The 25,487-nt window shown below is 73.6% G+C and carries 27 protein-coding genes; 3 read left to right on the forward strand and 24 right to left on the reverse strand.

Translation table 11 applies throughout. The features are described from left to right. Window positions 1-87 precede the first annotated feature (87 nt). Together MUK52_RS12200 and MUK52_RS12205 are read right to left on the reverse strand one after the other, a co-directional pair. Window positions 88-975, reverse strand: coding sequence for a polysaccharide deacetylase family protein (locus MUK52_RS12200; protein WP_246042294.1), 888 nt, complete (start codon window positions 973-975; stop codon window positions 88-90). Next, the gene (locus MUK52_RS12205) at window positions 972-1,925 is read right to left on the reverse strand and encodes a polysaccharide deacetylase family protein (RefSeq protein WP_114053770.1); all 954 of its coding nucleotides are present in this window, start codon (window positions 1,923-1,925) and stop codon (window positions 972-974) included. Before MUK52_RS12205 ends, MUK52_RS12200 begins: the two co-directional genes overlap by 4 nt. Before the next feature lie 101 nt (window positions 1,926-2,026). On the opposite strand from MUK52_RS12205, the gene MUK52_RS12210 reads away from it, so the two are divergent. Then, window positions 2,027-3,238 carry a class I SAM-dependent methyltransferase gene (locus tag MUK52_RS12210; RefSeq protein ID WP_350205320.1) on the forward strand — a complete coding sequence of 404 codons (1,212 nt, stop codon included), beginning with the start codon at window positions 2,027-2,029 and terminating at the stop codon, window positions 3,236-3,238. Window positions 3,239-3,254: 16 nt separating this feature from the next. Here the strand turns inward: MUK52_RS12210 and MUK52_RS12215 are convergent, their stop codons facing one another. From MUK52_RS12215 to tsaB, 4 genes are all read right to left on the reverse strand, one after another. Further along, window positions 3,255-3,512 carry a hypothetical protein gene (locus tag MUK52_RS12215; RefSeq protein WP_114058421.1) on the reverse strand — a complete coding sequence of 86 codons (258 nt, stop codon included), beginning with the start codon at window positions 3,510-3,512 and terminating at the stop codon, window positions 3,255-3,257. 14 nt (window positions 3,513-3,526) lie between these two features. After that, window positions 3,527-4,663 carry a tRNA (adenosine(37)-N6)-threonylcarbamoyltransferase complex transferase subunit TsaD gene (gene tsaD, locus MUK52_RS12220; protein WP_114053768.1) on the reverse strand — a complete coding sequence of 379 codons (1,137 nt, stop codon included), beginning with the start codon at window positions 4,661-4,663 and terminating at the stop codon, window positions 3,527-3,529. Beyond that, the gene (gene rimI, locus MUK52_RS12225) at window positions 4,656-5,147 is read right to left on the reverse strand and encodes a ribosomal protein S18-alanine N-acetyltransferase (protein WP_114058420.1); all 492 of its coding nucleotides are present in this window, start codon (window positions 5,145-5,147) and stop codon (window positions 4,656-4,658) included. Before rimI ends, tsaD begins: the two co-directional genes overlap by 8 nt. A gap of 68 nt (window positions 5,148-5,215) precedes the next feature. Continuing rightward, a complete protein-coding gene (gene tsaB / locus MUK52_RS12230; RefSeq protein ID WP_284576131.1) occupies window positions 5,216-5,878 on the reverse strand; it encodes a tRNA (adenosine(37)-N6)-threonylcarbamoyltransferase complex dimerization subunit type 1 TsaB in 663 nt (220 codons plus the stop codon). A 157-nt stretch (window positions 5,879-6,035) separates the two neighbouring features. Between tsaB and MUK52_RS12235 the strand changes: the two genes are divergently transcribed. Beyond that, on the forward strand, window positions 6,036-6,587 hold the full coding sequence (locus tag MUK52_RS12235; protein ID WP_174250337.1) for a hypothetical protein: 552 nt from the start codon (window positions 6,036-6,038) through the stop codon (window positions 6,585-6,587). Window positions 6,588-6,643: 56 nt separating this feature from the next. On the opposite strand, the gene MUK52_RS12240 is transcribed toward MUK52_RS12235, so the two are convergent. From MUK52_RS12240 to MUK52_RS12275, 8 genes are all read right to left on the reverse strand, one after another. Further along, complete coding sequence (locus tag MUK52_RS12240) at window positions 6,644-6,850, reverse strand: hypothetical protein (RefSeq protein WP_114053765.1); 207 nt, start codon at window positions 6,848-6,850, stop codon at window positions 6,644-6,646. A 155-nt stretch (window positions 6,851-7,005) separates the two neighbouring features. Further along, window positions 7,006-7,566, reverse strand: a complete 561-nt coding sequence (gene tsaE, locus MUK52_RS12245) for a tRNA (adenosine(37)-N6)-threonylcarbamoyltransferase complex ATPase subunit type 1 TsaE (RefSeq protein ID WP_428985476.1) — start codon at window positions 7,564-7,566, stop codon at window positions 7,006-7,008. Then, window positions 7,511-8,719, reverse strand: a complete 1,209-nt coding sequence (locus MUK52_RS12250; RefSeq protein ID WP_114053763.1) for an alpha/beta fold hydrolase — start codon at window positions 8,717-8,719, stop codon at window positions 7,511-7,513. Before MUK52_RS12250 ends, tsaE begins: the two co-directional genes overlap by 56 nt. Before the next feature lie 11 nt (window positions 8,720-8,730). Further along, a complete protein-coding gene (gene alr, locus MUK52_RS12255) occupies window positions 8,731-9,879 on the reverse strand; it encodes an alanine racemase (RefSeq protein WP_284576134.1) in 1,149 nt (382 codons plus the stop codon). A 124-nt stretch (window positions 9,880-10,003) separates the two neighbouring features. Further along, window positions 10,004-11,407, reverse strand: coding sequence for an NAD(P)H-hydrate dehydratase (locus tag MUK52_RS12260; RefSeq protein ID WP_284576136.1), 1,404 nt, complete (start codon window positions 11,405-11,407; stop codon window positions 10,004-10,006). A gap of 35 nt (window positions 11,408-11,442) precedes the next feature. Beyond that, window positions 11,443-11,811 carry a holo-ACP synthase gene (locus tag MUK52_RS12265; RefSeq protein WP_114053760.1) on the reverse strand — a complete coding sequence of 123 codons (369 nt, stop codon included), beginning with the start codon at window positions 11,809-11,811 and terminating at the stop codon, window positions 11,443-11,445. 24 nt (window positions 11,812-11,835) lie between these two features. Next, complete coding sequence (glmS, locus tag MUK52_RS12270) at window positions 11,836-13,683, reverse strand: glutamine--fructose-6-phosphate transaminase (isomerizing) (protein ID WP_114053759.1); 1,848 nt, start codon at window positions 13,681-13,683, stop codon at window positions 11,836-11,838. A gap of 112 nt (window positions 13,684-13,795) precedes the next feature. Further along, window positions 13,796-14,566 (reverse strand): hypothetical protein, encoded by a 771-nt coding sequence (locus MUK52_RS12275; protein ID WP_114053758.1) that lies wholly within the window; start codon window positions 14,564-14,566, stop codon window positions 13,796-13,798. A gap of 344 nt (window positions 14,567-14,910) precedes the next feature. On the opposite strand from MUK52_RS12275, the gene coaA reads away from it, so the two are divergent. Further along, a complete protein-coding gene (coaA, locus tag MUK52_RS12280; protein WP_216827121.1) occupies window positions 14,911-15,849 on the forward strand; it encodes a type I pantothenate kinase in 939 nt (312 codons plus the stop codon). 113 nt (window positions 15,850-15,962) lie between these two features. Here the strand turns inward: coaA and glmM are convergent, their stop codons facing one another. The 10 genes from glmM to rpsM all read right to left on the reverse strand — a co-directional run bounded on the left by glmM (window position 15,963) and on the right by rpsM (window position 25,296). Next, window positions 15,963-17,321 carry a phosphoglucosamine mutase gene (glmM, locus tag MUK52_RS12285; RefSeq protein ID WP_114053756.1) on the reverse strand — a complete coding sequence of 453 codons (1,359 nt, stop codon included), beginning with the start codon at window positions 17,319-17,321 and terminating at the stop codon, window positions 15,963-15,965. A 125-nt stretch (window positions 17,322-17,446) separates the two neighbouring features. Next, complete coding sequence (rpsI, locus tag MUK52_RS12290) at window positions 17,447-17,962, reverse strand: 30S ribosomal protein S9 (protein WP_114053755.1); 516 nt, start codon at window positions 17,960-17,962, stop codon at window positions 17,447-17,449. A 42-nt stretch (window positions 17,963-18,004) separates the two neighbouring features. Next, window positions 18,005-18,448, reverse strand: a complete 444-nt coding sequence (gene rplM, locus MUK52_RS12295) for a 50S ribosomal protein L13 (protein ID WP_114053754.1) — start codon at window positions 18,446-18,448, stop codon at window positions 18,005-18,007. 238 nt (window positions 18,449-18,686) lie between these two features. After that, on the reverse strand, window positions 18,687-19,973 hold the full coding sequence (locus tag MUK52_RS12300) for a glycosyltransferase family 87 protein (protein WP_246042291.1): 1,287 nt from the start codon (window positions 19,971-19,973) through the stop codon (window positions 18,687-18,689). Window positions 19,974-20,010: 37 nt separating this feature from the next. Then, complete coding sequence (locus MUK52_RS12305; protein ID WP_284576141.1) at window positions 20,011-21,648, reverse strand: ABC-F family ATP-binding cassette domain-containing protein; 1,638 nt, start codon at window positions 21,646-21,648, stop codon at window positions 20,011-20,013. 70 nt (window positions 21,649-21,718) lie between these two features. Beyond that, entirely contained in the window at window positions 21,719-22,570 is an 852-nt protein-coding gene (truA, locus tag MUK52_RS12310; RefSeq protein WP_114053752.1) for a tRNA pseudouridine(38-40) synthase TruA, read from the reverse strand. Window positions 22,571-22,677: 107 nt separating this feature from the next. Then, window positions 22,678-23,154, reverse strand: a complete 477-nt coding sequence (gene rplQ, locus MUK52_RS12315) for a 50S ribosomal protein L17 (RefSeq protein WP_114053751.1) — start codon at window positions 23,152-23,154, stop codon at window positions 22,678-22,680. A gap of 132 nt (window positions 23,155-23,286) precedes the next feature. Further along, window positions 23,287-24,309, reverse strand: coding sequence for a DNA-directed RNA polymerase subunit alpha (locus MUK52_RS12320; protein WP_003956430.1), 1,023 nt, complete (start codon window positions 24,307-24,309; stop codon window positions 23,287-23,289). A 147-nt stretch (window positions 24,310-24,456) separates the two neighbouring features. Next, window positions 24,457-24,861, reverse strand: a complete 405-nt coding sequence (gene rpsK / locus MUK52_RS12325; RefSeq protein ID WP_003956432.1) for a 30S ribosomal protein S11 — start codon at window positions 24,859-24,861, stop codon at window positions 24,457-24,459. Window positions 24,862-24,915: 54 nt separating this feature from the next. After that, window positions 24,916-25,296 (reverse strand): 30S ribosomal protein S13, encoded by a 381-nt coding sequence (gene rpsM / locus MUK52_RS12330; protein ID WP_079429308.1) that lies wholly within the window; start codon window positions 25,294-25,296, stop codon window positions 24,916-24,918. Between the last annotated feature and the right edge of the window lie 191 nt (window positions 25,297-25,487).

The raw sequence follows: 25,487 nt of genomic DNA on the forward strand, positions 1-25,487 counted from the left end.
CCGCCCGCACCGGGTCCGGGCGGCCGTCCGCACCGGGCCGCAGGCCGGGGAGCCGCAGGGGCCGTGCGGGCCGGGACCGTCAGGGCCTCAGAGGTAGTCCTCCAGGCGGCCTATGCGGAAGCCCTGCTCCTGGATGCTCCGCAGCATGTTCGCGGTCATCTGGACCTCGGTGGCGCCCTTGAGCTCGGCGGGGCCGCGGAAGTGGGCGAGGACGATGTCGCCGGGCTTGAGGCCGGAGCCCTCGGCGTACTGGAAGTCCTTGATCTGCATCGACGCCCGCCACAGCACGACCTGCGAGATGCCGCACTCGGCGGCGGCCCTCAGCGTGTCGTCGTTGTAGTTGCCATAGGGCGGGCGGAAGAGGGGCGGCTTGGTGCCGAAACGCTTCTCCAGGCGTTCCTGCTGACCGCATATCTCCTTCTTCTGCGCGGCGAAGGGCAGGGTCCGCAGGTTCGGGTGCGTCAGCGTGTGGTTGTTCACGGTGCTGCCCGAGCCGTTGTCGCGGAGCTTCTCGAAGTGCCCGTAGTCGGACGAGGCGGCGCTGTCCGTGAGGAACATGCTGATCGGCAGCCTGAGGTCGGCCGCCATCTTCAGGAACTCGGGGTCCTTCTCGGCGCCGTCGTCGAAGGTGAGGAAGACGGTCTTCTCGCCCGGGGGCAGGGGTATTCGGTCCACGACCTGCGCCTTCCCGGGCGCGCCGGGCGGCAGGGCCGGCTTCTGCGCCGGCTTGGGGGCGTACTCCAGGGGCGCGGCGAGCCCCCACTTGCGGTACGCCTGGCCGTCGGCCGCGGAGGCCGACGGGGAGGAGGCGCCCGGCCCGGCCCCCTGGTCCCCGGCCGGGGCGGAGGACTCGGACCGGGCGGTGTTGCGGCCCAGCCGCTCGATCGGGTCCACGCTGTTCCCGCATCCCGCCAGGGACAGCGCCAGCGCGCCGGCAGCGAGTGTGGCAGCCGTCAGCCGGCGCGCGTCCTTCACAGGTAGTCCTCCAAGCGGGCCACGGCGTAACCCTTGTCCGTGACGGTCTTCATGACGTGGCGGATCATGTCGGGCATGGTGCCCTTCCAGTCCTCGCTCCCCCGGAAATGCGTGAGGATGATATCTCCGGGATGCAGGTCGCGGTCCCATTCACGGTAGTCCATCCGGTTCGGGAAGCCTTCGGCGTTCCACAGCGGAACGGCCTTGATGCCGCAGGACTTTGCCGCGCGCAGGGTGTCCTCGTTGTAGTTGCCGTACGGCGGCCGGAAGAGCGTCGGGCGCTTGCCGAAGGTCTTCTGGATGGTGTCCTGCTGGCCGCAGATCTCCTCGCGCTGCTTCTCGTAGGAGAGCGCGGGCATGTACCGGTGGTTGAGGGTGTGGTTGTTCAGGGTGACGCCCGCGGCCTGCATGGCCTTGAAGTACGGGTAGTTGTCGCGGATGAGGTAGTCGCTGACGAACGCCGTGTACGGGATCTTCAGCTCCTGCATCATCCTCAGGAACTCGGGGTCCTTCTCCGCGCCGTCGTCGATCGTCAGGAAGACGACCTTGTCCTCGGTCGGAACGGTGGTGAAGACCGGGGGGAGTTCGTCGTGGCCGTCGACCTCGAAGCCGTCGCGGGTGGTGATCTCCGGCTTCTCCTCGGGGGCCGGAGGGGCCACGAGGGGCGGCTTGTCGAGCTTCCACTTCTTCGCCGCGGCGACGACCGCCAGCCGGGCGGCCTTCTGCTTCTCGGCGTAGGTGCCGGCCGCGCCGGCCGCGCCCGGCGCCTCGGCGCCCTTGCCGGACTTGGCGGGGGCGGGTGCGCCGGAGTCCTTCGAGGAGCCGCACGCCGTGCCGAGGGCGGCGACGAGCAGGGCGGCGGCCGCGACACCGGCCCGCCCGCCGAGGGGGCCGGCCGACGACCGGCGACCATGAAGCGCCTTATGTTCCTTTTGTCGTACTAGCTGCATAGCAGCGCATCCTGGCACCGCACCCGCGCGCCGCCCCGCCGACACCGCGGAGCGGAGGGCGGTCTTCAACCGACTGGCCCACACTGGCCGACAATGAACGGGTGACCCCCGAAGACTTCGCCGCCCTCCTGACCCCCGAGGGCCGCACCCTCCTGGACTCCCTCCGCGACTACGACCCGGGCAAGGAGCTCGCCGTCGCCACCCGGCTGCGCCGCGACCACCCCGCCCCGCTCGTCTCCGCCGCGCTCGGACAGGCCCGGCTGCGGCAGCGCGCGGTGGCGAAGTTCGGTGCGGAGGACGCCTTCCGGATGTACTTCACGCCCGGCGGCGCCGAGATGGCGACCCGCGCCTCCGTGGCCGCGTACCGCGCCGGCCGGCTCGCCGCCCTCGGCGTGCGCAGCGTCGCCGACCTGTGCTGCGGCATCGGCGGCGACGCCCTGGCCCTGGCCCGGCGGGGCATCCGGGTCCTGGCGGTGGACCGCGACCCGCTGACCGCGGCCGTCGCCCGCGCCAACGCCGCGGCGCTGGGCCTGGCCGACCTGGTCGAGGTCCGCGAGGAGGACGTCGCGGCCGTCGACACCTCCGGGTACGACGCCGTGTTCGTCGACCCCGCCCGGCGCGGCGGCCGCGGCCGGGTCTTCGACCCGGAGGCCTACTCGCCGCCGCTGTCCTGGGCGGCCCGGGCGGCCGCCGCGGCCCCCTGCGGCGCCGTCAAGATCGCCCCCGGAATCCCGCACGAGGCCGTCCCCGCGGGGGCCGAGGCCGAGTGGATCTCCGACCACGGCGACGTGAAGGAGGCCGTGCTGTGGTTCGGCACGGCGGCCGAAGGGGCCGCGGGCGCCGCGCCCGGCGCCGGCCCCGCCGTACGCGCCACCCTGCTGCCCGGGCCACGCTCCCTGCACGCCGCCGGACCGCTGCCGCCACCCCCGGTCGGGCCCGTGGGCCGGTACCTCTACGAGCCCGACGGCGCCGTCATCCGCTCGCACCTCGTCGCCGAGGTCGCCGGCCGGCTCGGGGGCCGGCTCATCGACCCGACGATCGCCTACGTCACCGCGGACGAGCTGCGCGCGACGCCGTACGCGACCGCGTACGAGATCACCGACGTGCTGCCGTTCGGCCTGAAGACCCTGAAGGCCCTGCTGCGGGAGCGCGGCGTCGGCACCCTGACGGTGAAGAAGCGCGGCTCGGCCATCGAACCGGAGGAGCTCCGCCGGAAGGTCAAGCCGCAGGGGCCGAACGCGGCGACGGTCTTCCTCACCCGCGTCGCGGGCGCCCCGTCGATGCTGATCGGGGCGCCCGCCGCCGCTGTGTGAGGGCCCGCCCGCCCGGTCAGCGGGCGGGCGACGCCTCGACCGACTCGAAGCGCCAGCGGTGGACCGGGCGGGCGGCCAGGCCGGCGGGCGGGGCCGGGAGTTCGGGCAGGACGGCGGACAGGCCGTCCTCGGCCTCCCACCAGGTGACGACCAGCACCCGGTCCTGCGGCGCGCGGAACACCTCCCGCCGCAGCGGCTCCCCCTCCGGGGCCTGTGCGCGGGCCCAGGCCAGCAGCTCCGGCCCGCGGCCCTCGGCGGCCCGGGCCTCCCACATCAGCGCGACGGTGCTCACGAGTACAGGTTGTCCTTGCTCAGCTCGTGCACGTGGTCGTGGTCGTGCGCATGCCCGTGCCCGTGGCCGTGGCCGTGCTCCTCCCCCGCGGTGCCCGGCACGTGCGGGTCCGTCACCGGCAGCGAGGAGTCCGCGGACAGGTCCCAGTCCGAGGCCGGCCGGTTCCGCCGGACCATCTCCGCGCCCAGGGCCGCGACCATGGCGCCGTTGTCGGTGCACAGCTTGGGCCGCGGCACGCGCAGGACGATGCCCGCGTCGTCGCAGCGCTCCTGCGCCAGCGCCCGCAGCCGGGAGTTCGCGGCGACGCCGCCGCCGATCATCAGGTGGTCGACGCCCTCGTCCTTGCACGCGCGGATCGCCTTGCGCGTGAGGACGTCCACCACGGCCTCCTGGAAGGACGCCGCCACGTCCCGCACCGGCACCTCCTCGCCCGCGTTCCGCTTCGCCTCGATCCAGCGGGCCACGGCCGTCTTCAGCCCGGAGAAGGAGAAGTCGTACGCGGGGTCGCGCGACCCGGTCAGCCCGCGCGGGAAGTTGATCGCCTTCGGGTCGCCCTCCTTCGCGAGCCGGTCGATGACGGGCCCGCCGGGGAAGCCGAGCTGCAGCACCCGCGCGATCTTGTCGAATGCCTCGCCGGCGGCGTCGTCGATGGTCGAACCGAGCGGCCGCACGTCGGAGGTGATGTCCGGGGCGAGCAGCAGCGAGGAGTGCCCGCCGGACACCAGCAGCGCCATCGTCGGCTCGGGCAGCGGCCCGTGCTCCAGCTGGTCGACGCAGATGTGCGAGGCCAGGTGGTTCACCCCGTACAGCGGCTTGCCGAGGGCGTACGCGTACGCCTTCGCGGCGGACACGCCGACGAGCAGCGCACCGGCCAGGCCGGGCCCGGCGGTGACGGCGATCCCGTCGAGGTCGCGGGCGCTGACCCCGGCCTCCTCCAGGGCGCGCTCGATGGTCGGGACCATCGCCTCCAGGTGCGCGCGGGAGGCCACTTCGGGCACGACCCCGCCGAAGCGGGCGTGCTCGTCGACGCTGGAGGCGACGGCGTCGGCCAGCAGGGTGGTGCCGCGGACGATGCCGACGCCAGTCTCGTCGCAGGAGGTCTCGATGCCGAGGACGAGCGGTTCGTCAGCCATGGGTCTCACCTTGTACGGGTCCGTCCGCGGGGACGGAGTGTGCGGGATCGGAAAGGCGCATCACGAGCGCGTCGACGTTGCCGGGCTGGTAGTAGCCCCTGCGGAAGCCGATCGGCTCGAAGCCGAAGCGCTCGTAGAGCTTCTGCGCGCGGGTGTTGTCCACCCGCACCTCCAGCAGCACCTCGGCGCACTCGAACGCGGTCGCGGCGCGCAGCAGGTCGGTGAGCAGCCGGGCGCCGAGCCCGGTCCCCCACTGGTCGCGGGCGGCCGCGATGGTCTGGACGTCGGCCAGGTCGCCTGCGGCGGCGAGCCCGGCGTAGCCGACGAGGCGGCCCGCCGCGTCCTCCGCGACCACGTAGTGACGGGTGGCGCGCGGGCCGCGGGAGTGGGCGAGCTCGGACCAGAACATGCCGGCCGACCAGGCGTCCTCGGGGAAGAGGTCCTGCTCCAGTTCGAGCACGGGCCCGATGTCCCACCAGCGCATCGGGCGCAGGGCGGCGGCGCCGGCGTGCGGCGGCGCCGGGAGTGGGGGGCCGGGCGACGGGCGGGCGGTCACTGCGGGGTGACCACCTTGTAGTTCTTGGGCACCTGGGCGTCGGGCCGGCGCAGGTACAGCGGGACCGGCGGCAGGAAGTCCAGGCCGGCCTCCAGCCGGTGCGCGGCCAGTGCGGCCAGCGCGGCGGCGCTCTGGTGCTCGGGGTAGCGGGCGTCGGTGAAGACCTGCGGGTACAGGCGGGCGCCCTGGCCGACGGCGGGCAGCCCGGCGACCTGCTCGGCGATGTCGGCCGGGCGGTCCACGGCGGGCTCGCCGACCCGGGTGAGGGGGTCCTCGTAGCGCGCCCAGTAGACCTCCTTGCGCCGTGCGTCGGTGGCGACGGTGAAGGGGCCCTCGATGCCGGCGGCCCCCGCGGCGTACGCGAGCCCGTCGAGGGTGCACAGCCCGTGGACGGGGATGCCGAGGACGGCGGCGAAGGTGGTGGCGGTGGCCAGGCCCACGCGCAGCCCGGTGTAGGGGCCCGGGCCGACCCCGACGACGATGCCGGTGAGGGCGTCGAGCTTCAGCCCCGCCTCGGCGAGGACGCGGTCCACGGAGGGGAGCAGCAGCTCCCCGTGGCGGCGGGCGTCGACCTGGTGGGACTCGGCGACGGTCTCGCGGCCGTCGTGGAGGGCGACGGTGACGGCGGGCGTGGCGGTATCTACGGCGAGCAAGAGCACGCGAACAGCCTACGACTCCCCGGGCCCCGGCCCTTGCGGCCGGTCGCCGGGCACCCCGGCTGCTACCTTCGACCCAGGCATCGGCCGGGACCGGGGGCCGGGGGCGCACCCGCCGGCGGGGCGGCCGGCCAGGGGAAGCACGGAGAGGTGGAGCAAGGTGGCAAGCAGAAGCTCGGGAATCGTGGCCGGGCTCACCGTCGCGGCGCTGGCCGCGGTCGGCTTCCTCGGCTACCAGGCCTCCGCGACCGCGCCCGCGGCTCCCGCGCAGACCCCGCAGGCGGCGCCCTCCGCCGCGGCGGCCGCTCCGGCGCCGGGCCCGGAGAAGCCGGCGGCCGTGCCGGCGGACTCCGGCACCGGTGTGCGGGTCGTGTACTCGCTCGGCCAGAAGCGGGTGTGGCTGGTCGGCGAGGACGGCCGGGAGCCCCGGACGTTCCCGGTGATGCCGAGCACGGTCCACCCGAAGACCGGCACCTACCTGGTGAGTTCGCGTTCGGGCGCGGTGACCGGCTCGGACGGGGTGCCCGTCGAGCACGTGGTGCGCTTCGCGAGCGCCGACGGCGTCGTGGTGGGCTTCAGCGCGCGCACCGACGGCGGGATGCCGCAGCCGGACCCGGCGAAGAAGACCGGCGGCATCCGCATGAGCCGGGCCGACGGCGACGCGATGTGGGCGTTCGCGACGATCAACTCGAAGATCGTCGTCGTTCCCTGACCCGGCGCCGGGCGCGGATACACCCGTTCGGAGGACGGCTTCCCGGCAGCGGAGGGTCAGGCGGCCTCGGATTCCGGTCCGGGCTGCGCGAGCGGCCCGCGGGCCGCTGCGCCGCGGCCGGGGGCGGCGGTGTCGCGTACGGGCCGGGCCTGCTCGCGGGCGGGGGGCGTGGAGACGGCGGTCGCCGCCGCGCAGGCGGCGAGGAGCGTGCCCATGGGGACGGCGGCCGGGCGGTGGTCGCGGGGTGCTGCTCCTGTCGACATGGCTGCCCTCCTGGCCCCGGGCCGGCCGTACTTAGGTAGGCCTAACCTGCCCTCTGTACCATGTCACCACGGGTGCCTCATCCGGCGCAATATCTTCCCGACAGGTTGTCGGCACGTTTTCCCCGGCGGCAGCCGCCCGTCCCGCCCCGCGCGCCTCAGCCCGCGGCCCGCAGCCCGGCGAGCGCGTCCGGCGCGGCCCAGCGGGCGCCGACCCCGTGCACGGTGACCTCCCGTACGTCGTCGAGGACCTCCTCGTGCCCGACGGCCCGCGCGATCACCACGTGCAGCCGGTCGTCGGAGAGCTCCTCCACCTTGCCGTCGCCCCACTCGACGACGACCACGGACTCGGGCAGCGACACGTCGAGGTCCAGGTCCTCCATCTCGTCGAGCCCGCCGCCCAGCCGGTACGCGTCCACGTGCACCAGCGCCGGCCCGGTCCCCAGCGGCGGGTGCACCCGGGCGATCACGAACGTCGGCGAGGTCACCGCGCCCCGCACGCCGAGCCCCTCGCCCAGCCCGCGCGTCAGCGTCGTCTTGCCCGCGCCGAGCTCCCCGGTCAGCAGCACGAGGTCGCCGGGGCGCAGCAGGCCGGCGATGCTCCGGCCGAGGGCCTGCATCGCCCCGGGCGAGTCGACGGTGATGCGGGCCCGGGCCGCGGCCTCAGGTCCCTGCGGGCCCGGACCCGGCTGCGGCACCGGGCTGCGGGGGGCTTCCAGCGGTACGTCTTCCATGTCCGCCAACGTTAGCCGCTGCGGGCACCGCTCCGGTGCGGGCGAACAGCTCCAGGAGCAGCCCTGTCACCGTCTCCGGGTACTCCAGCATCATCAGGTGCCCGGCCCGCTCCAGGACGACGAGCTCCGCGGCGGGCAGGGCGTCCTTGATGGCCTGGCTGTGCGCGGCGGGCGTGATCATGTCGTGGTCGCCGGCGATGACGGTGACCGGGATGTCCCCGAACCGCTGGAGGGCGTCCGTCTTGTCATGGGCCTGGAAGGCCGGGTAGAACTCGGCGACCACGTCGATGGGGGTGTGCTCGATGAGCCGCTCCGCGAACCGCGCGACCCCGGGGTCCACCTCGCGGGGCGCGCCGAACGAGTACAGCTTGACCATCCCGGCGAAGAGGTCGGCGGTGGCCCTGCGGCCCCGCTCCACCAGCTCGACCTGGGATCCGAGCACCTTCAGGACGGGCGGCAGGATGCGCCGGACCGCGCCGAGCCCGACGGCGGGCAGCCCGTACGTCACCTCGCCGAGGCGGCCGCTGGAGGTGCCGACCAGGGCGACGCCGACGACGCGGTCGCGGACCAGGTCGGGGTACTGGTCGGCCAGCGCCATGATCGTCATGCCGCCCATGGAGTGCCCCACCAGGATGAGCGGGCCCTCGGGGGCGGCGGCGTCGATGACGGCCTTCAGGTCGCGGCCGAGGCAGTCGATGGTGACGGGCTCGCCGTCGGCCTGGGCGAATCCGCGGGCGCTGCGGCCGTGGCTGCGCTGGTCCCAGTACACGGCGCGGACCGTCCCGCGCACGGCGGCGCGCTGGAAGTGCCAGGAGTCCTGGGCGAGGCAGTATCCGTGGCAGAACACGACGGTCGGGGCGGGCTCGGTGCTGGGCCGCAGCCCCGGGCGGGCCCGCTCGGCGTCCTGGGCCGGCTCCTCCACCTCGTAGTGCAGCTCGGTGCCGTCCTCCGCGTACGCGGCGCCCGCGGTCCCGCGCAGGGAGCCGTAGTCGCCGGCGGCGTCGAGCGCCAGGCGCGCCTTGCGGCGCACGCCCCGCCCGACCGTGATCCGTTCGACGGCCACGCCGGCCGCCGCACCGGCGGCCACCACGCCGATGACGGCCCCGGCCCAGCCTGCTCTGCGCCAGTTCTCGCTCACGCGGTCCCCACTCAGCCGTTGCGGTAGACGCGGGGCACGCGTGCTCCGATGCGGGTGACGATCTCGTAGGCGATCGTGTCCGCCGCCTGCGCCCAGTCCTCGGCGGTGGGCTCGCCGTGCGCGCCGCTGCCGAAGAGGACGGCCTCGTCGCCCGGACGGACGCGCCAGGGGCCGTGGTCGCGGCCGAGGTCGACGACGAACTGGTCCATGGCGACGCGGCCGGCGATGTGGCGAATCCTTCCTCCGACCGCGACCGGGCCGCGGCCGGAGGCGTGCCGGGGGACGCCGTCGGCGTACCCGGCGGGGATCAGCGCCAGGTCGGTCTCGGCGCCGGTGGTGTAGTGGAGGCCGTAGCTGACGCCGTGCCCGGCGGGCACCGTCTTGACCAGGGCGACGGAGGCCTTCAGCGACATCGCCGGACGCAGGCCCAGCTCCGCGGAGGTGCCCAGCTCGGGCGCGGGCGACACCCCGTAGACGGCGAGCCCGCAGCGCACCAGGTCGTAGTGGCTCTCGGGGAGGGTGAGCGTCGCCGGGGAGTTGGCGATGTGCCGGACCTCCGGCTCCAGGCCCTCCTTCTCGGCGTACGCGAGCATGTCCCCGAAGGCGGTGAGCTGGAGCGGGATCGACGGGTGCCCCGGCTCGTCGGCGCAGGCGAAGTGCGACCAGATCCCGGTGACGCGCACGCTGCCCGCGGCCTCGGCGGCCGCGGCCGCGCCGACCAGCTCGGCCCAGTCGGCGGGCTGGCAGCCCGCCCGGCCGAGCCCGGTGTCGGCCTTCAGCTGGATGCGGGCGGGGCGGCCCGCGGCCCGGGCGGCTTCCTGCACCTCGCGCAGGGCCCACATCCCGCTGACGGACACGTCGATGCCGGCCTCGACGGCCTCGCGCCAGGGGCCGCCCGGCGTCCACAGCCAGCACAGCAGGGGCGCGCCGATCCCGGCGGCGCGCAGGGCGAGCGCCTCCTGCGGGGTGGCCGTGCCGAGCCAGGCCGCGCCGGCCTCCAGCGCGGCGCGGGCGCAGGGGACGGCACCGTGCCCGTAGGCGTCCGCCTTGACCACGGCCATGAGCGCGGCCCGGGGCGCCCGCGCGCGCAGGGCGCGCACGTTCTCCCGTACCGCGTCCAGATCGATCTCGGCGTACACGCGCGTCGGTGTCTCGTTCATCGCCCCCAGTCTCTCAGAGGCCGTCCCGGGCCGACCGCAGGGCGTGTACCGGCCCTGTCACAGTCGATCCGCCCGGACCTGCGGCGGACCGCCCCGCGGGGGCCCGCGGCGGGCCTACGGTGCGTCAGGAGCCCTGCACCGCGCGCCAGGCCGCGGGCAGCGCCGCGGCCACCTCCTGGGCGAGCAGCGGGGCGCCGGCCGCGGCGCGCCCGGCGGCCAGGCCGTGCAGGTACGCCGCCGCGGAGGCCGCGTCGGCGGCCGGCAGACCGGCCGCGAGGAGGGAGCCGGCGAGGCCGGACAGGACGTCGCCGCTGCCGGCCGTGGCGAGCCAGGGCGTTCCGGTCGGGTTCACCCGGACGGGCCCGCGGCCGTCGCACACCAGCGTCGTCGAGCCCTTCAGCAGCACCACGGCCCCGAACCGGCCGGCCAGCTCCCGTACGGCCGCGAGCCGCCCCGACTCCACGTCCGCGCGCGGGACGCCCAGCAGCGCGGCCGCCTCCCCCGCGTGCGGCGTCAGCAGGGTCGGCGCGGTGCGGGCGCGCAGCACCGCCGGGTCCAGGCCGCGCAGCCCGTCCGCGTCCACCAGCACCGGCACCGGCTCGGCCAGCGCCTGCGCCGCCTCCGCGGCCCGGTCGCCGCCGAGGCCGGGCCCGACCACCCAGGCCTGCACCCGGCCGCGCCCGATCAGCGTCTCCGGGTAGCGGGCCAGCACCTCCTCGTGCGCCGGGCCGACGTAGCGCACGGCTCCGGCGCCGCCGCGCAGCGCGCCCGCCACGGCCAGGACGGCCGCGCCCGGGTACTGCGCCGATCCGGCGACGACGCCGACGACGCCGCGGCTGTACTTGTCGCTCGCCGCGCCGGGCCGCGGCAGGAGGGTCGGGAGGTCGGCGTCCTCCAGGGCGGCGGCGGCCGGGGTGCCGAGCGCGGCGGGGTCGAGGCCGATGTCCACCAGCCGCACCTCGCCGGCCAGGGCTGCGCCGGGGTCGACGAGGAGTCCCGTCTTGTACGCCCCGAACGTGACGGTGGTGTCGGCCCGTACGGCCGCCCCGGCGACCTCCCCGGTGTCCGCGTCCACCCCGCTGGGCAGGTCCACGGCCACGACGGGCGCACCGGGCGGGATCCGCTCCGCCAGCGCCGCCGCGGCCGGGCGCAGCCCGCCCTGCCCGCCGATGCCGAGCAGGCCGTCCACGACGAGGTCCGCGCGGTCGGGCACCGCGGCGGACAGCCGGCCGCCCGCGGCGCGCAGGGCCGCCAGCCCGCCCGGGTGCACGCGGCCGGGGTCGGCGGGCACCGCGGTCACCGCGGCGCCGCGGCGGGCGAGCCGGGCGCCCGCGTACAGGGCGTCGCCGCCGTTGTCGCCCGGCCCGACGAGCAGGACGACCCGGGCGCCGTACACCCTCGGCAGCAGGCCGGCGCAGGCGGCGGCCAGCCCGGCCGCCGCACGCTGCATCAGGGCGCCCTCCGGCAGCCGCGCCATCGCCGCCCGCTCCGCGGCCCGCACGTTCTCCACGCTGTAAGCAGTACGCATGGGCCCAGCCTGCCCGATCGGCGGCGCGGCAGCCGTCAGCCCTCGGCGATGACGACGGCCGAGGCGACGCCCGCGTCGTGGCTGAGCGAGAGGTGGAAGGACTTCACGTTCAGCTCCACCGCCCGCGCCTCGACGGTGCCCCGCACCCGCACCCGCGGCTGCCCCGTCTCCTCCACGTACACCTCCGCATCGGTCCACAGCATGCCGCCGGGCGCGCCGAGCGCCTTGGCGAGCGCCTCCTTCGCGGCGAAGCGGGCGGCGAGCGAGGCGATCCCGCGCCGCTCGCCGCTCGGCAGAACCAGCTCCGACTCGGTGAACAGCCGCTGGGCCATGCCCGGCGTCCGCTCCATCGACACGCCGAAGCGCTCGATCTCCGCCACGTCGATCCCCACGCCGATGATCACGACGGCGACCCCCCGCTCTCTCTGCTACTCCACGGTCACGGACTTCGCGAGATTACGCGGCTGGTCCACCTCGTTGCCGCGCGCCGTGGCCAGTTCGCACGCGAACACCTGGAGCGGCACCGTCGCCACCAGCGGCTGGAGCAGCGTCGGGGTCGCCGGGATGCGGACCAGGTGGTCGGCGTAGGGGACGACCGCGTCGTCGCCCTCCTCGGCGATGACGATGGTCCGCGCGCCGCGCGCCCGGATCTCCTGGATGTTCGAGACGATCTTGTCGTGGAGGACGGAGCGCCCCCGCGGCGACGGCACGACCACCACCACCGGCAGGTCCTTCTCGATCAGCGCGATCGGGCCGTGCTTGAGCTCGCCCGCCGCGAATCCCTCCGCGTGCATGTACGCGAGCTCCTTCAGCTTCAGCGCGCCCTCCAGGGCCACCGGGTAGCCGACGTGCCGGCCGAGGAACAGCACGGTGTCCTTGTCGGCGAGGGACCGCGCCAGCGCCCGCACCGGCTCCATGGTCTCCAGGACGGCCTCCACCGCCCCGGCGATGTCGGACAGTTCGCGGACGACCGCGCCGACCTCGTCGCCCCACTTCGTGCCGCGCACCTGGCCCAGGTAGAGCGCGACCAGGTAGCAGGCCACCAGCTGGGTCAGGAACGCCTTGGTCGAGGCGACGGCCACCTCCGGGCCGGCGTGCGTGTACAGCACGGCGTCCGACTCGCGGGGGATCGTCGAGCCGTTGGTGTTGCAGATGGCGAGCACCCTCGCGCCCTGCTCCCGCGCGTGCCGCAGCGCCATCAGCGTGTCCATGGTCTCCCCGGACTGCGAGATGGCCACGACGAGCGTCCGCTGGTCCAGGATCGGGTCGCGGTAGCGGAACTCGCTCGCCAGCTCCGTCTCGCAGGGGATCCGCGTCCAGTGCTCGATGGCCAGCTTGGCGATGAGTCCGGCGTGGTAGGCCGTGCCGCAGGCCACGATCACCACCTTGTCGACCTCGCGGAGCACGGAGGCGGGGATGCGCACCTCGTCGAGGGTGAGGGAGCCGCTCGCGTCGATGCGGCCGAGGAGGGTGTCGGCGACGGCCTTGGGCTGCTCGGCGATCTCCTTGAGCATGAAGTAGTCGTAGCCCCCCTTCTCGGCGGCCGAGGCGTCCCAGTCGACGTGGTAGGCGCGGACGTCGGCGGGCGAGCCGTCGAACCGGGTGACGGTGACGCCGTCCCGGCGCAGCTCCACGACCTGGTCCTGGCCCAGCTCGATCGCGGAGCGGGTGTGCGCGATGAACGCGGCCACGTCGGAGGCGAGGAAGTTCTCGCCCTCGCCGACGCCGACGACGAGCGGGGAGTTGCGGCGCGCGCCGACGACGGTGTCCGGCACGTCGGCGTGCACGGCGACCAGCGTGAAGGCGCCCTCCAGGCGCCGGCACACCCGGCGCATGGCCTCCGCGAGGTCCCCGGCCGCGTCGAACTCCTCGGCCAGCAGGTGCGCGGTGACCTCGGTGTCGGTCTCGGAGTCCAGCCGGTGCCCGCGGTCTTCGAGTTCGGCGCGCAGCGCGGCGAAGTTCTCGATGATGCCGTTGTGGACGACGGCGACCCGGCCCGTGTTGTCCAGGTGCGGGTGGGCGTTGGCGTCGGTGGGGCCGCCGTGCGTCGCCCACCGGGTGTGGCCGAGCCCGGTGGAGCCGGGCGGCAGCGGATGGGAGACGAGCTGCTTCTCCAGGTTGACGAGCTTCCCGGCCTTCTTCGTCGCTGCGAGCTCCCCGTCGGCGACGACGGCGACGCCCGCCGAGTCGTAGCCGCGGTACTCCAGCCGCTTGAGTCCGGCGATGACCACATCGAGCGCCGACTGCGCTCCCACGTAACCCACGATTCCGCACATGGCGCGCAGCGTACGCCCGAGTTGACGCCCCGTCCCGCACCCGGCCGAAACGAGAACCCCGCCGCGGCGAACGCGCCGGAGCGGGGTTGACGTGCTTCGAACGGGACTTCGGTCAGCCGAGCTTCTTGACCTGCGCGTCGACGACGGCCTTCGGCTGCTCGGCGGTGCCCTTCAGGCTGACCGCGGAGAAGGTCGCCAGGGTGTTGCCCTTGCGGACGACGACGAGCTGCGTCGAGATCTTCTCGCCGTCGGCGTCGCTCTCGACCGTGTACGCCAGGGCGGCGTCGCCCGCGGTGACCGGGGTGCCCGCGGACACCTTGCTGATCTTGCCGGTGTCGCCGGCGCTGGTGGCCGTGTAGCCGCCGGCGCAGGCCGTGCCCGCGGCCTTCAGGGCGGCGAAGGCGTCATCGGCCCCCTTGCCGTCGTACGAGGCGACGGTCACGGCCGTGGCGGAGGCGCCGAGGGCGTCCATCGCGGCCTTCACCTTCTCCTCGGCGCTCGCGTTCGCCGCCGGCTCCTTCGGCTTGGCGACGACCTTGGTACGGGCGGCGCCGGTGGCCGTCCCGACCGGGGCGAGGCTCTGCGCCCTGACCAGCGGCAGGCACTCGGGCTTGTCGCTGGTGGCTGCGGCACCGAGGGCGGCCTCCGCCCCCGTGGCCTCCTTGATGAGGTGGTCGGGCAGGTCGGCCTGCTTCACGATCACCGAGGCCATCTCGGCGTCGGTCTTGCCCTTCGCGGCCGGGGCCGCCGAGGAGGCGGCGGGGGCCGGGGCGTCGGCCTTCGCCTCGCCCTTGGAGTCGGACGAGCCGCACGCGGTGGCGAGCAGCGCCAGGGACACGGCGGACGCGGTCATGACAGAACGACGGACGAAGGTGCTGCGCATGGTGGAACTCCCCCGGAAGCGGTTGCGAAACGACGAGAACGGTCCGGCGCGGCGCCACTCCCCGTGGAAGAACCCGCCCGGAAACGTTCTTGATCGGAAATCTACGCGCCCGCTCCGACAGCACCGCCATGAATAAAGCCCTGCGGCGTGATCGTGACAGCAGTGAGACCGAAACCCGCTCCTGCGCCACGTGACCGACCCCACCACCCACGCACGGCCCCCAGCCCCGACAATGGAGTGTGATCACTTCGCCGCCACGAAGCAGCACGCCGGACCCGGACTGCGGGACGGAGCGCCCCGGCCGGCCCGAGCGCACCCCGCGCCGGACCGAGGCCTCCCCGTACGTGGACCTGACCCGGGCCGAGTGGAGCGCGCTGCGCGAGCGGACGCCGCTGCCGCTGACGGCCGAGGAAGTCGAGCGGCTGCGCGGCCTCGGCGACGTCATCGACCTGGACGAGGTCCGCGACGTCTACCTGCCGCTCTCCCGCCTCCTCAACCTGTACGTCGGCGCCACCAGCAACCTGCGCGGCGCGCTGAACACCTTCCTCGGCGACGCCGGCGGCAACGGCCACGGCAGCCAGCAGGGCACCCCGTTCGTCATAGGCGTCGCCGGCTCCGTCGCCGTCGGCAAGTCCACCGTGGCCCGCCTGCTCCAGGCCCTGCTGGCGCGCTGGCCCGAGCACCCCCGCGTCGAGCGCGTCACCACCGACGGCTTCCTCTACCCGATGGAGGAGCTCCGGCGGCGCGGCCTCACCTCCCGCAAGGGCTTCCCCGAGTCCTACGACCGCCGGGCCCTGACCCGCTTCGTCGCCGACATCAAGGCCGGCAAGGACGAGGTCACCGCCCCGGTGTACTCCCACCTGATCTACGACATCGTGCCCGGCGAGCGGCTCGTCGTCCGCCGCCCCGACATCCTCATCGTGGAGGGCCTGAACGTCCTCCAGCCGGCCCTTCCCGGCAAGGACGGCCGGACCAGGGTGGGCCTCGCCGACTACTTCGACTTCAGCGTGTACGTGGACGCGCGCGCCGAGGACATCGAGCGCTGGTACCTCAACCGCTTCCGCAAGCTGCGCGCGACCGCCTTCCAGGACCCCTCGTCCTACTTCCGCAAGTACACGCAGGTCTCCGAGGAGGAGGCCCTGGAGTACGCGAAGACGATGTGGCGGACGGTCAACAAGCCGAACCTGCTGCAGAACGTCGCCCCGACCCGCGGCCGCGCCACGCTGGTCGTCCGCAAGGGGGCCGACCACAAGGTGCAGAAGCTGAGCCTGCGCAAGCTCTGAGGCTGCGGTGCGGCCCCGCCGCCCCGGGACAGGGGCCGGATACGGCGGTGGCGCGCCCGGCGGTACCGGATGACCCGGCCGCCGGGCGCGCCACCGCGCGCATGAGGCACTTTCTAGCCGAGGGCCGACTTCACCACGTCGGCCAGGCGCCCGGCCACCGCGCGAGCCTGCTCCAGGTCGGCGGCCTCCACCATGACGCGCACCACCGGCTCGGTACCCGACGGGCGCAGCAGCACCCGACCCGTGGTGCCGAGCTCGCGCTCGGCGTCCACGACGGCCGCGGCCAGCTCGCCGGAGGTGGCGACCCTGGTCCGGTCGACGTCGCGGACGTTGACGAGCACCTGCGGCAGCCGCTGCATGACGCCCGCCAGCTCGGCCAGCGGCCGGCCCGTCGCCGCGACCCGCGCCGCCAGCATGAGGCCGGTCAGCGTGCCGTCGCCGGTCGTCGCGTGGTCCAGGATGATCACGTGGCCGGACTGCTCGCCGCCCAGCGCGAAGCCGTGCTCCTTCATCGCCTCCAGCACGTACCGGTCGCCGACGCCGGTCTGCACGACCCGGATGCCCTCGGCCTCCATGGCCAGCTTGAAGCCCAGGTTCGACATCACCGTGCCGACGACCGTGTCGCCGCGCAGCGAGCCGGCCTCGCGCATGGCCAGCGCCAGGACGGCGAGGATCTGGTCCCCGTCGACCTCGGCGCCCGAGGCGTCGACCGCGAGGCAGCGGTCCGCGTCGCCGTCGTGGGCGATGCCCAGGTCGGCCCCGTGCTCGACCACGGCCTGCTTGAGCAGGTCCAGGTGGGTGGAGCCGCAGCCGTCGTTGATGTTCAGGCCGTCCGGCTCGGCGCCGATCGTGATGATCTCGGCGCCCGCCCGGGCGAAGGCCTCGGGCGACACGCGGGCGGCCGCGCCGTGCGCCTCGTCCAGGACGATCTTCAGCCCGTCCAGCCGGTTGGGGAGCACCCCGATGAGGTGGGCGACGTACTTGTCGAAGCCCTCGTCGTAGTCGCTCACGCGGCCGACGCCCGCACCGGTGGGCCGGTCCCAGGGCGCGCCGGTGCGGTGCTCCTCGTAGACGGACTCGATGCGGTCCTCCAGCTCGTCGGCGAGCTTGTGGCCGCCGCGGGCGAAGAACTTGATCCCGTTGTCGGGCATCGCGTTGTGGCTCGCGGAGAGCATCACGCCGAGGTCGGCACCCAGCGCACCGGTGAGATACGCCACCGCCGGAGTGGGCAGCACACCGACGCGCAGGACGTCCACGCCCGCGCTCGCGAGGCCGGCGACGACCGCCGCCTCCAGGAACTCGCCGGAGGCCCGCGGGTCGCGGCCGACCACCGCGGTGGGGCGGTGGCCCTCGAAGGTGCCCGCCTCCCCCAGCACGTGGGCTGCCGCCACGGAGAGGCCGAGCGCGAGCTCCGCCGTCAGATCCGCATTGGCGACGCCGCGTACACCGTCCGTCCCGAAGAGTCGTCCCACAGTTGTCCTCCCACGTTCGCGCTTCGCTTGAGACCGCTAGTTATTCCGCTTGTGGCGGTAAACGAACCGCCCCGGCAGCACGGAGAGTGCTGCCGGGGCGGTTGGTGCTGAACAGCAGGCGCAGATTAGCGCTTGCTGTACTGCGGAGCCTTACGGGCCTTCTTCAGACCGGCCTTCTTGCGCTCGACCGCACGGTCGTCGCGGGACAGGAAGCCGGCCTTCTTCAGCGCCGGGCGGTTGTTGTCGACGTCCGCCTCGTTCAGCGCACGGGCGACACCCAGGCGCAGGGCGCCGGCCTGGCCGGAGACGCCGCCACCCGCGATGCGGGCGATGACGTCGTAGCGGCCGTCGAGCTCGAGCAGCTTGAACGGCTCGTTGACTTCCTGCTGGTGCACCTTGTTGGGGAAGTAGTCCTCAAGGGTGCGACCGTTGATCTTCCACTTGCCGGAGCCCGGAACGATCCGGACGCGGGCGATGGCGTTCTTGCGGCGGCCCAGGCCGGCGGCCGGCTGCGGGTCGCCGAAGCGGCCGGCAAGGGACTCGGAGGTGTAGTCGCCCTCGGCGACGACCTCGGACTCGGTGGTGTACTCCTCGACGCCCTCGAACTCGTCGACGGGGGTCTCGGCGGTGGTCTCGGCCACGATGCTCCTCAGAATTCTCTACGTCTTAGGGGGTGGCCGGAACTACTGCGCGACCTGGGTGATCTCGAACGGCACCGGCTGCTGGGCAGCGTGCGGGTGCTGGTCGCCCGAGTAGACCTTCAGCTTCGAGAGCATCTGACGGCCCAGGGAGTTCTTGGGGAGCATGCCCTTGACGGCCTTCTCGACGGCCTTCTCCGGGTTGTTCGCCAGCAGGTCGTCGTAGCGCACGGAGCGCAGACCGCCCGGGAAGCCGGAGTGGCGGTAGGCCATCTTCTGGGTCGCCTTGTTGCCGGACAGGTGGACCTTGTCGGCGTTGATGACGATGACGAAGTCGCCCATGTCCATGTGGGGGGCGTAGGTCGGCTTGTGCTTGCCCTTCAGGAGGGCAGCGGCCTGGGTCGCCAGACGGCCGAGGACAACGTCCTTGGCGTCGATGACGAGCCACTGGCGCGAGATGTCGCCGGGCTTGGGGCTGTACGTACGCACGGTCGTATGCCTTCGCTTCTTCAGTGATGGGTTCTCCCCCGAGCCTCGCGGCCCGAAGGGAAGGGTCCTGACAAGGCCACCACGGACGATCACGACAGCCCTGGTGCACTACGGGGACGCAACCCGTGTGCACCGCTGGTCATCGGCCCGGTGGACCGGCGTAAGGCCCTTTCACGTGAGAATGAGCAAGCCAATACGCATAACGAACCAGCAGAATACCCGCGGTGCCCCGGAAGGGTCAAAACGCAGCCCTGGACCCCGCCTCCGCGGGCTCCGCCGTGCGCTTGGCTCCGGGCCCCGGAAGGGTCCCTGCGATCCGTACGCCCACCAGGTTAACCCGGGCCGGCCGCAGGCACCGCCGCATCAGCGCCACCGCCAGCACACACAGCGTGAAGCAGTCCTTGAACGCCCGCCGCTTCGCCTCCAGCTGCGAGGGCCACGGCACCCCCGCCGCCTGCGGGAACAACGCCGCCCAGAACCACGGCGAGCGCGGCGCCGACCCCGCGCGCACCGCCGAGGCCAGCAGCAGCGGAACCACCACCAGCAGGTAGTGGTCGAAGGAGGGCCGCGAGACCAGGAATGCGGCGAGCATCACCATGCACGCCGTCTCCGCGAGCCGCAGCTCGCCCCCGTCCCGGTCGTCCTCCCGCCGCCAGCGGCACCGGGCCGCCCACAGGCCGCCCGCGGCCCCCAGCCCCGCGAGGAGCACCGCCACCGGCTCCGGCACGCCCAGCCGGGGCAGCACCGCGATCGGCGAGGCGTCCCAGGGCAGCGCGTACGAGTCCTGCCCCTGGAGCAGGAACGGCAGCGTCTTGGTGAAGAACAGCGACGGGCTCGGCATCAGCAGCGCCCCCGCCAGCGACAGGCCCAGCGGCACCAGCACCGCCACCGCCAGCCCCCGCCAGCGCCGGGCCAGCACGAACAGCAGCCCCAGCGGCACCAGCATCGGCTTGCAGGCGATCGCCAGCCCCACCACCAGCCCAGCGGCCGTCCAGGACCGCCGGTGCGCGAGCAGCAGGGCCGCGGGCAGCGCGGCCGCCGACACCGCCGTCCAGTTGCCGATCAGCACGAGGTTCTCGTACGGCCGGAAACCGACCGCCAGCAGGGCGAACCCGCCGACCGCGAACCGGGAGCGCGCCGGCACCGAGAACAGCCGCAGCGCGGCCCACCAGCCGGCCGCCAGCAGCGCCGACATCCCCATCGGGAGCACCCACCGCAGCACCGGCACCGGCAGCAGCGCCTCCGGCACGGCCATGAGGACCGCGCTCGGCAGGTACAGGAACCGCTTGTCCTCGTACGGGGAGCCCCCGGCCAGCAGCGTGTCGGCGGCCTTCACCACGAAGGCGTTGTCCGAGCCCCAGCCCGCCCTCAGGCTCGTCGAGACGGCGATCCCGACGACCACCGCCGCGCAGACGGCGATCCACGGCGCCGGGGCCGGCAGAAGCAGCCGGCGGGCCGCGCGGCGCCGCGCGGCCCGGTCGCGGACATCCCAATTCCTGAGCCAGGTCCCAGGCCGCAGCCGCACAACGCCTCCCCCACCGAGCGCCCCGGGGCGGCAGCCCCTAGCGCTTCCGTTCGACCCTGCGTTCGTCCCAGACGGGCTCCTGAGTCTCCCGCACCACACCGTCCGAACCGAAGACCAGGAAGCGGTCAAATGTGCGCGCGAACCACCGGTCGTGGGTGACGCACAGGACGGTGCCCTCGTACGACTCCAGCCCGTCCTGCAGCGCCTCCGCCGACTCCAGGTCGAGGTTGTCCGTCGGCTCGTCCAGCAGCAGCGCCGTGGTCCCCGCCAGCTCCAGCAGCAGGATCTGGAAGCGGGCCTGCTGCCCGCCCGACAGCTTCTCGAACGGCTGGTCGCCCTGGCGCTCCAGCTCGTAGCGGCGCAGCACCGACATGGCGCCGCCGCGGTCCTTGGCGTGCTCCGTCCACAGGATGTCGACCAGCGAGCGGCCGTACAGCTCGGGATGGGCGTGGGTCTGCGCGAAGTGGCCGGGGACCACCCGGGCGCCCAGCTTCCACTCACCCGTATGGGCGACCGGCCGCTCCCGGTCCCCCGCCAGCAGCCGCAGGAAGTGGGACTTGCCCGAGCCGTTCGAACCGAGGACGGCGACCCGCTCGCCGTAGAAGACCTCCAGGTCGAAGGGCTTCATCAGGCCGGTCAGCTCCAGGTTCTTGCAGGTCAGGGCGCGGACACCGGTCCGCCCGCCCTTCAGCCGCATCCGGATCTCCTGCTCCCGCGGCGGCTCCGGCGGCGGGCCGGCCTCCTCGAACTTCCGCAGCCGCGTCTGGGCGGCCGCGTACCGGGAGGCCAGCTCGTGGCTGACCGCGGCCGCCTGCCGCAGCGTGACCACCAGCTTCTTCAGCTGCGCGTGCTTCTCCTCCCAGCGCCGCTTCAGCTCCTCGAAGCGCGCGAAGCGCTCCTTGCGCGCCTCGTGGAAGGTGTCGAAGCCGCCGCCGTGCACCCACACGTCCGAGCCGTCGACGCCCGGCTCCACCGCGATGATCTTCTGGGCGGCCCGGGAGAGCAGCTCCCGGTCGTGGCTGATGAACAGCACCGTCTTGCGGGTGGCCCGCAGCTGCTCCTCCAGCCAGCGCTTGCCGGGCACGTCGAGGTAGTTGTCCGGCTCGTCGAGCAGCAGCACCTCGTCGGGCCCGCGCAGCAGGGCCTCCAGCACCAGGCGCTTCTGCTCGCCGCCGGAGAGCGTGCGCACCTCGCGGAACTGCGCCTTGTCGTACGGGACGCCCAGCGCGGCCGTGGTGCACACGTCCCACAGCGTCTCCGCCTCGTACCCCTGGACGTCCGCCCAGTCGCTGAGGGCCTGCGCGTAGGCCATCTGCGCGGCCTCGTCGTCGACCGTCATGATCAGGTGCTCGGCGCGGTCGACGGCCCGCGCGGCCTCCCGGATCTGCGGATGGGCCACCGACACGAGCAGGTCCCGCACCGTCGTCTCGTCCCGTACTGACCCCACGAACTGCGGCATGACCCCGAGGCCGCCGGTGGCGGTGACGGAGCCGCCGTGCGGCTGGAGCTCGCCGGCGAGCAGCCTCAGCAGGGTGGTCTTGCCGGCCCCGTTCGCCCCGACGAGGGCGGTGACGGACCCCTCCCCCACCCGGAAGGAGACGTCGGGGAGCAGCACCCGCCCGTCGGGCAGGTAGTACTCCAGGTGGCCGGCTTCGAGGTGTCCCATGCGGGGCATTCTCGCGGCCCCGGGGCGGTCCGCCCAAACGGATTACGGAGGCGGGCCGCCGCGGCGGCGGACGGGGCGCTCAGCAGCAGCCGGCGCCGGGGAGGGTGCGCATGTTGCGGGCCTCGCGGCTGCGGGCGGCCAGCAGCTCGTCGGCCGGGTAGCCGACCTCCTCCAGGGTGAGCCCGTGCGGCTTGACCACGTGGACGGAGGAGTCCCGTACGCCGGCCCGCAGGATCCTGCCCGGCCAGTCGGCGGGCCGGTGCCCGTCCCCGACGTGCAGCAGGGCGCCGACCAGGGAGCGCACCATGTTGTGGCAGAAGGCGTCGGCCCGGACCGTGGCGGTGACGATGCCGTCCGCGCCGCGCTCCCAGGACAGCTGCTGGAGGGTGCGGATGGTGGTGGCGCCCTCGCGCCGGCGGCAGTAGGCCGCGAAGTCGTGCTCGCCGAGCAGCTCGGCGGAGGCCTCGTTCATCGCGCCGACGTCCAGCGGCCACGGGTGCCACAGGACGTGGCTGCGGCGCAGCGGGTCGACGCCGCCCTGGTGGTCCCCGACGCGGTAGGCGTAGCGGCGCCAGACGGCGGAGAAGCGGGCGTTGAACCCGGCGGGGGCCTCGGCGACCCTCCAGACGCGGACGTCGTGCGGGAGGCGGCCCGCAAGGCGCCTCAGCAGCTTGTCGCCGTGCTCGGCCCACACCTCCGCGGCCAGGTCGAACTGGGCCACCTGGCCGCGGGCGTGCACGCCCGCGTCGGTCCGCCCGGCCACGGTCAGCTCAACCGGGCGGGGCAGCCGCATCACGGTCTGCAGGGCCGACTCCAGCTCCCCCTGGACGGTCCGCAGCGTCCGCTGCTTCGCCCAGCCGGAGAACTGCGTCCCGTCGTAGCTCAGGTCCAGCCGTACCCGGACGTGCCCGGGCTCCACCTCGTCACTCACGCGACCGATCCTCTCAGGCTTCTCTTCACACACATGCAGAAGCGGGCCCGCCCCCCGGAAGGGGCGGGCCCGCTCGGAGCCGTTCAGGCAGGAGGGATCCCGGGGGATCAGGCCTCCTTGGTCTCCTCGGCGTCGGCGTCGGCGGCCTTGGCCTCCGCAGCCTCGGCCTCCTTGACCGCACGCTTGGTGGCGGCCTCGGCCTCACCGGTGGCCTGCTGGGCCACGGTCAGGGCCTCGACGAGCTCGATGACCGCCATCGGGGCGTTGTCGCCGCGACGGTTGCCGATCTTGGTGATGCGCGTGTAACCACCGGGGCGGTTCTCGAAGCGCGGGGCGATCTCGGTGAAGAGCGTGTGGACGATGCTCTTGTCCGTGATCGTCTGGAGGACCAGGCGACGGTTGTGGATGTCGCCCTTCTTCGCCTTGGTGATCAGACGCTCGGCGACGGGGCGCAGGCGGCGGGCCTTGGCCTCGGTCGTCGTGATGCGGCCGTGCTCGAAGAGCGCCTTCGCGAGGTTCGCGAGGAGAAGCTTCTCGTGCGCGGCGCTGCCGCCCAGACGGGCACCCTTGGCGGGACGCGGCATGGTGTTACTCCTTCGTATCTGCACCGGCCGTGTCAGGTACCGGTGTCAGTTCCCCCGCGGCGGCCGCCGCGGGGAAGTCTTCGTGGTGCCGCCGGCGGTCGGGGCGGGGCCCCGGCCGCCGGCGGCGGCAGATCAGTACTGCTCGGTCTCGACGAAGCCGGCGTCGGCGTCGTCGTCCGCGCCGAACGCGTCGGCGGCGGCGGTCGGGTCGAACCCGGGCGGGCTGTCCTTCAGGGCCAGGCCCATGCCGGCGAGCTTCGCCTTGACCTCGTCGATCGACTTCGCACCGAAGTTGCGGATGTCGAGCAGGTCGGCCTCGGAGCGGGCGACGAGCTCACCCACGGAGTGGATGCCCTCGCGCTTGAGGCAGTTGTAGGAGCGGACCGTGAGCTCCAGCTCCTCGATCGGCAGCGCCAGGTCGGCGGCCAGGGCGGCGTCCGTGGGGGACGGGCCCATGTCGATGCCCTCGGCGTCGATGTTGAGCTCGCGGGCCAGGCCGAACAGCTCGACCAGGGTCTTGCCGGCGGACGCCATGGCGTCGCGCGGGCGCATGGCCTGCTTGGTCTCGACGTCGACGATCAGCTTGTCGAAGTCGGTGCGCTGCTCGACACGGGTCGCCTCGACCTTGTAGGTGACCTTGAGCACGGGGCTGTAGATGGAGTCGACCGGGATGCGGCCGATCTCCTGGCCCACCTGCTTGTTCTGGACGGCGGAGACGTAGCCGCGGCCGCGCTCGACGGTCAGCTCCATCTCCAGCTTGCCCTTGCCGTTCAGGGTGGCGAGGACCAGGTCCGGGTTGTGCACCTCGACACCGGCCGGGGGCGCGATGTCGGCGGCGGTGACCAGGCCGGGGCCCTGCTTGCGCAGGTACATCACGACGGGCTCGTCGTGCTCCGAGGAGACGACCAGCTGCTTGATGTTGAGGATGAGGTCGGTCACGTCCTCCTTGACGCCCGGCACGGTGGTGAACTCGTGCAGGACGCCGTCGATGCGGATGCTGGTGACAGCGGCACCCGGGATCGAGGACAGGAGGGTACGGCGCAGGGAGTTGCCGAGGGTGTAGCCGAAGCCCGGCTCCAGGGGCTCGATCACGAACCGGGAGCGGTACTCGTCGACGACCTCTTCGGTCAGCGAGGGACGCTGAGCGATAAGCATGTCTTTTCCTTCAGTCGTGGACGCCCACTATTTGACGCCCGACGGGTGCCGTCCCGGAGGACGGCCGGTGTAGCAAGGGTACGGGCGGCACGGCCCCCGAAGGGGTCGTACCGCCCGGACACTCAAGGACGCACAGGCGCGCTTGCGTCAGACGCGGCGGCGCTTCGGCGGACGGCAGCCGTTGTGCGGGGTGGGGGTGACGTCCTGGATCGAGCCGACCTCGAGGCCGGTGGCCTGGAGGGAGCGGATCGCGGTCTCACGGCCGGAGCCGGGACCCTTGACGAAGACGTCGACCTTGCGCATGCCGTGCTCCTGCGCACGGCGGGCGGCCGACTCGGCGGCCATCTGCGCGGCGAAGGGGGTGGACTTGCGCGAGCCCTTGAAGCCGACGTGGCCGGCGGAGGCCCAGGAGATCACGTTGCCCGAGGGGTCCGTGATCGAGACGATCGTGTTGTTGAACGTGCTCTTGATGTGGGCGTGCCCGTGAGCGACGTTCTTCTTTTCCTTGCGGCGCACCTTCTTGGCAGCGCCCTGACGACCCTTGGGGGGCATGTCAAACTCCTACGGGAGGTGGTCGGTCCTACAGCGCAAGACCGCTGAACAGGACTACTTCTTGCCCGGCTTCTTCTTGCCGGCGATCGCGCGACGCGGGCCCTTGCGGGTACGCGCGTTCGTGCTGGTGCGCTGACCGTGCACCGGGAGGCCGCGACGGTGGCGGATGCCCTGGTAGCACTGGATCTCGATCTTGCGGCGGATGTCGCCCTGGATCTCGCGGCGGAGGTCACCCTCGGTACGGAGGTTGGCGTCCACGTACTCGCGGATCTTGACGAGGTCCTCTTCGGCCAGGTCACGAACGCGGGTGTTCGGGTTCACGCCGGTCGCGGCGAGGATCTCCTTGGACCGGGTGCGCCCGATACCGAAGACGTAGGTGAGTGCGATCTCCACACGCTTTTCGCGCGGGATGTCGACACCGGAAACGCGTGCCATTCAATGGCTCCTGTGTGTTCGGGGGTCTTCCGCAGAACCGCTCCCGACCGCCGACCGCCGAAAGGCGGTGGTACGTCCGGGTCCCCGGCCCCCGCCGGAGGTATCGCCGGCCCTGTCGGGCTGGGCGGGTCCTGCGTATGTACGTTTTCTTACGTCGCGCGAAGAACTGCGAAGTGCAGGTCGGTCGGCGT

It is taken from the genome of Streptomyces sp. 2P-4 (genome assembly GCF_030167965.1).
Classification (GTDB): domain Bacteria; phylum Actinomycetota; class Actinomycetes; order Streptomycetales; family Streptomycetaceae; genus Streptomyces; species Streptomyces globosus_A.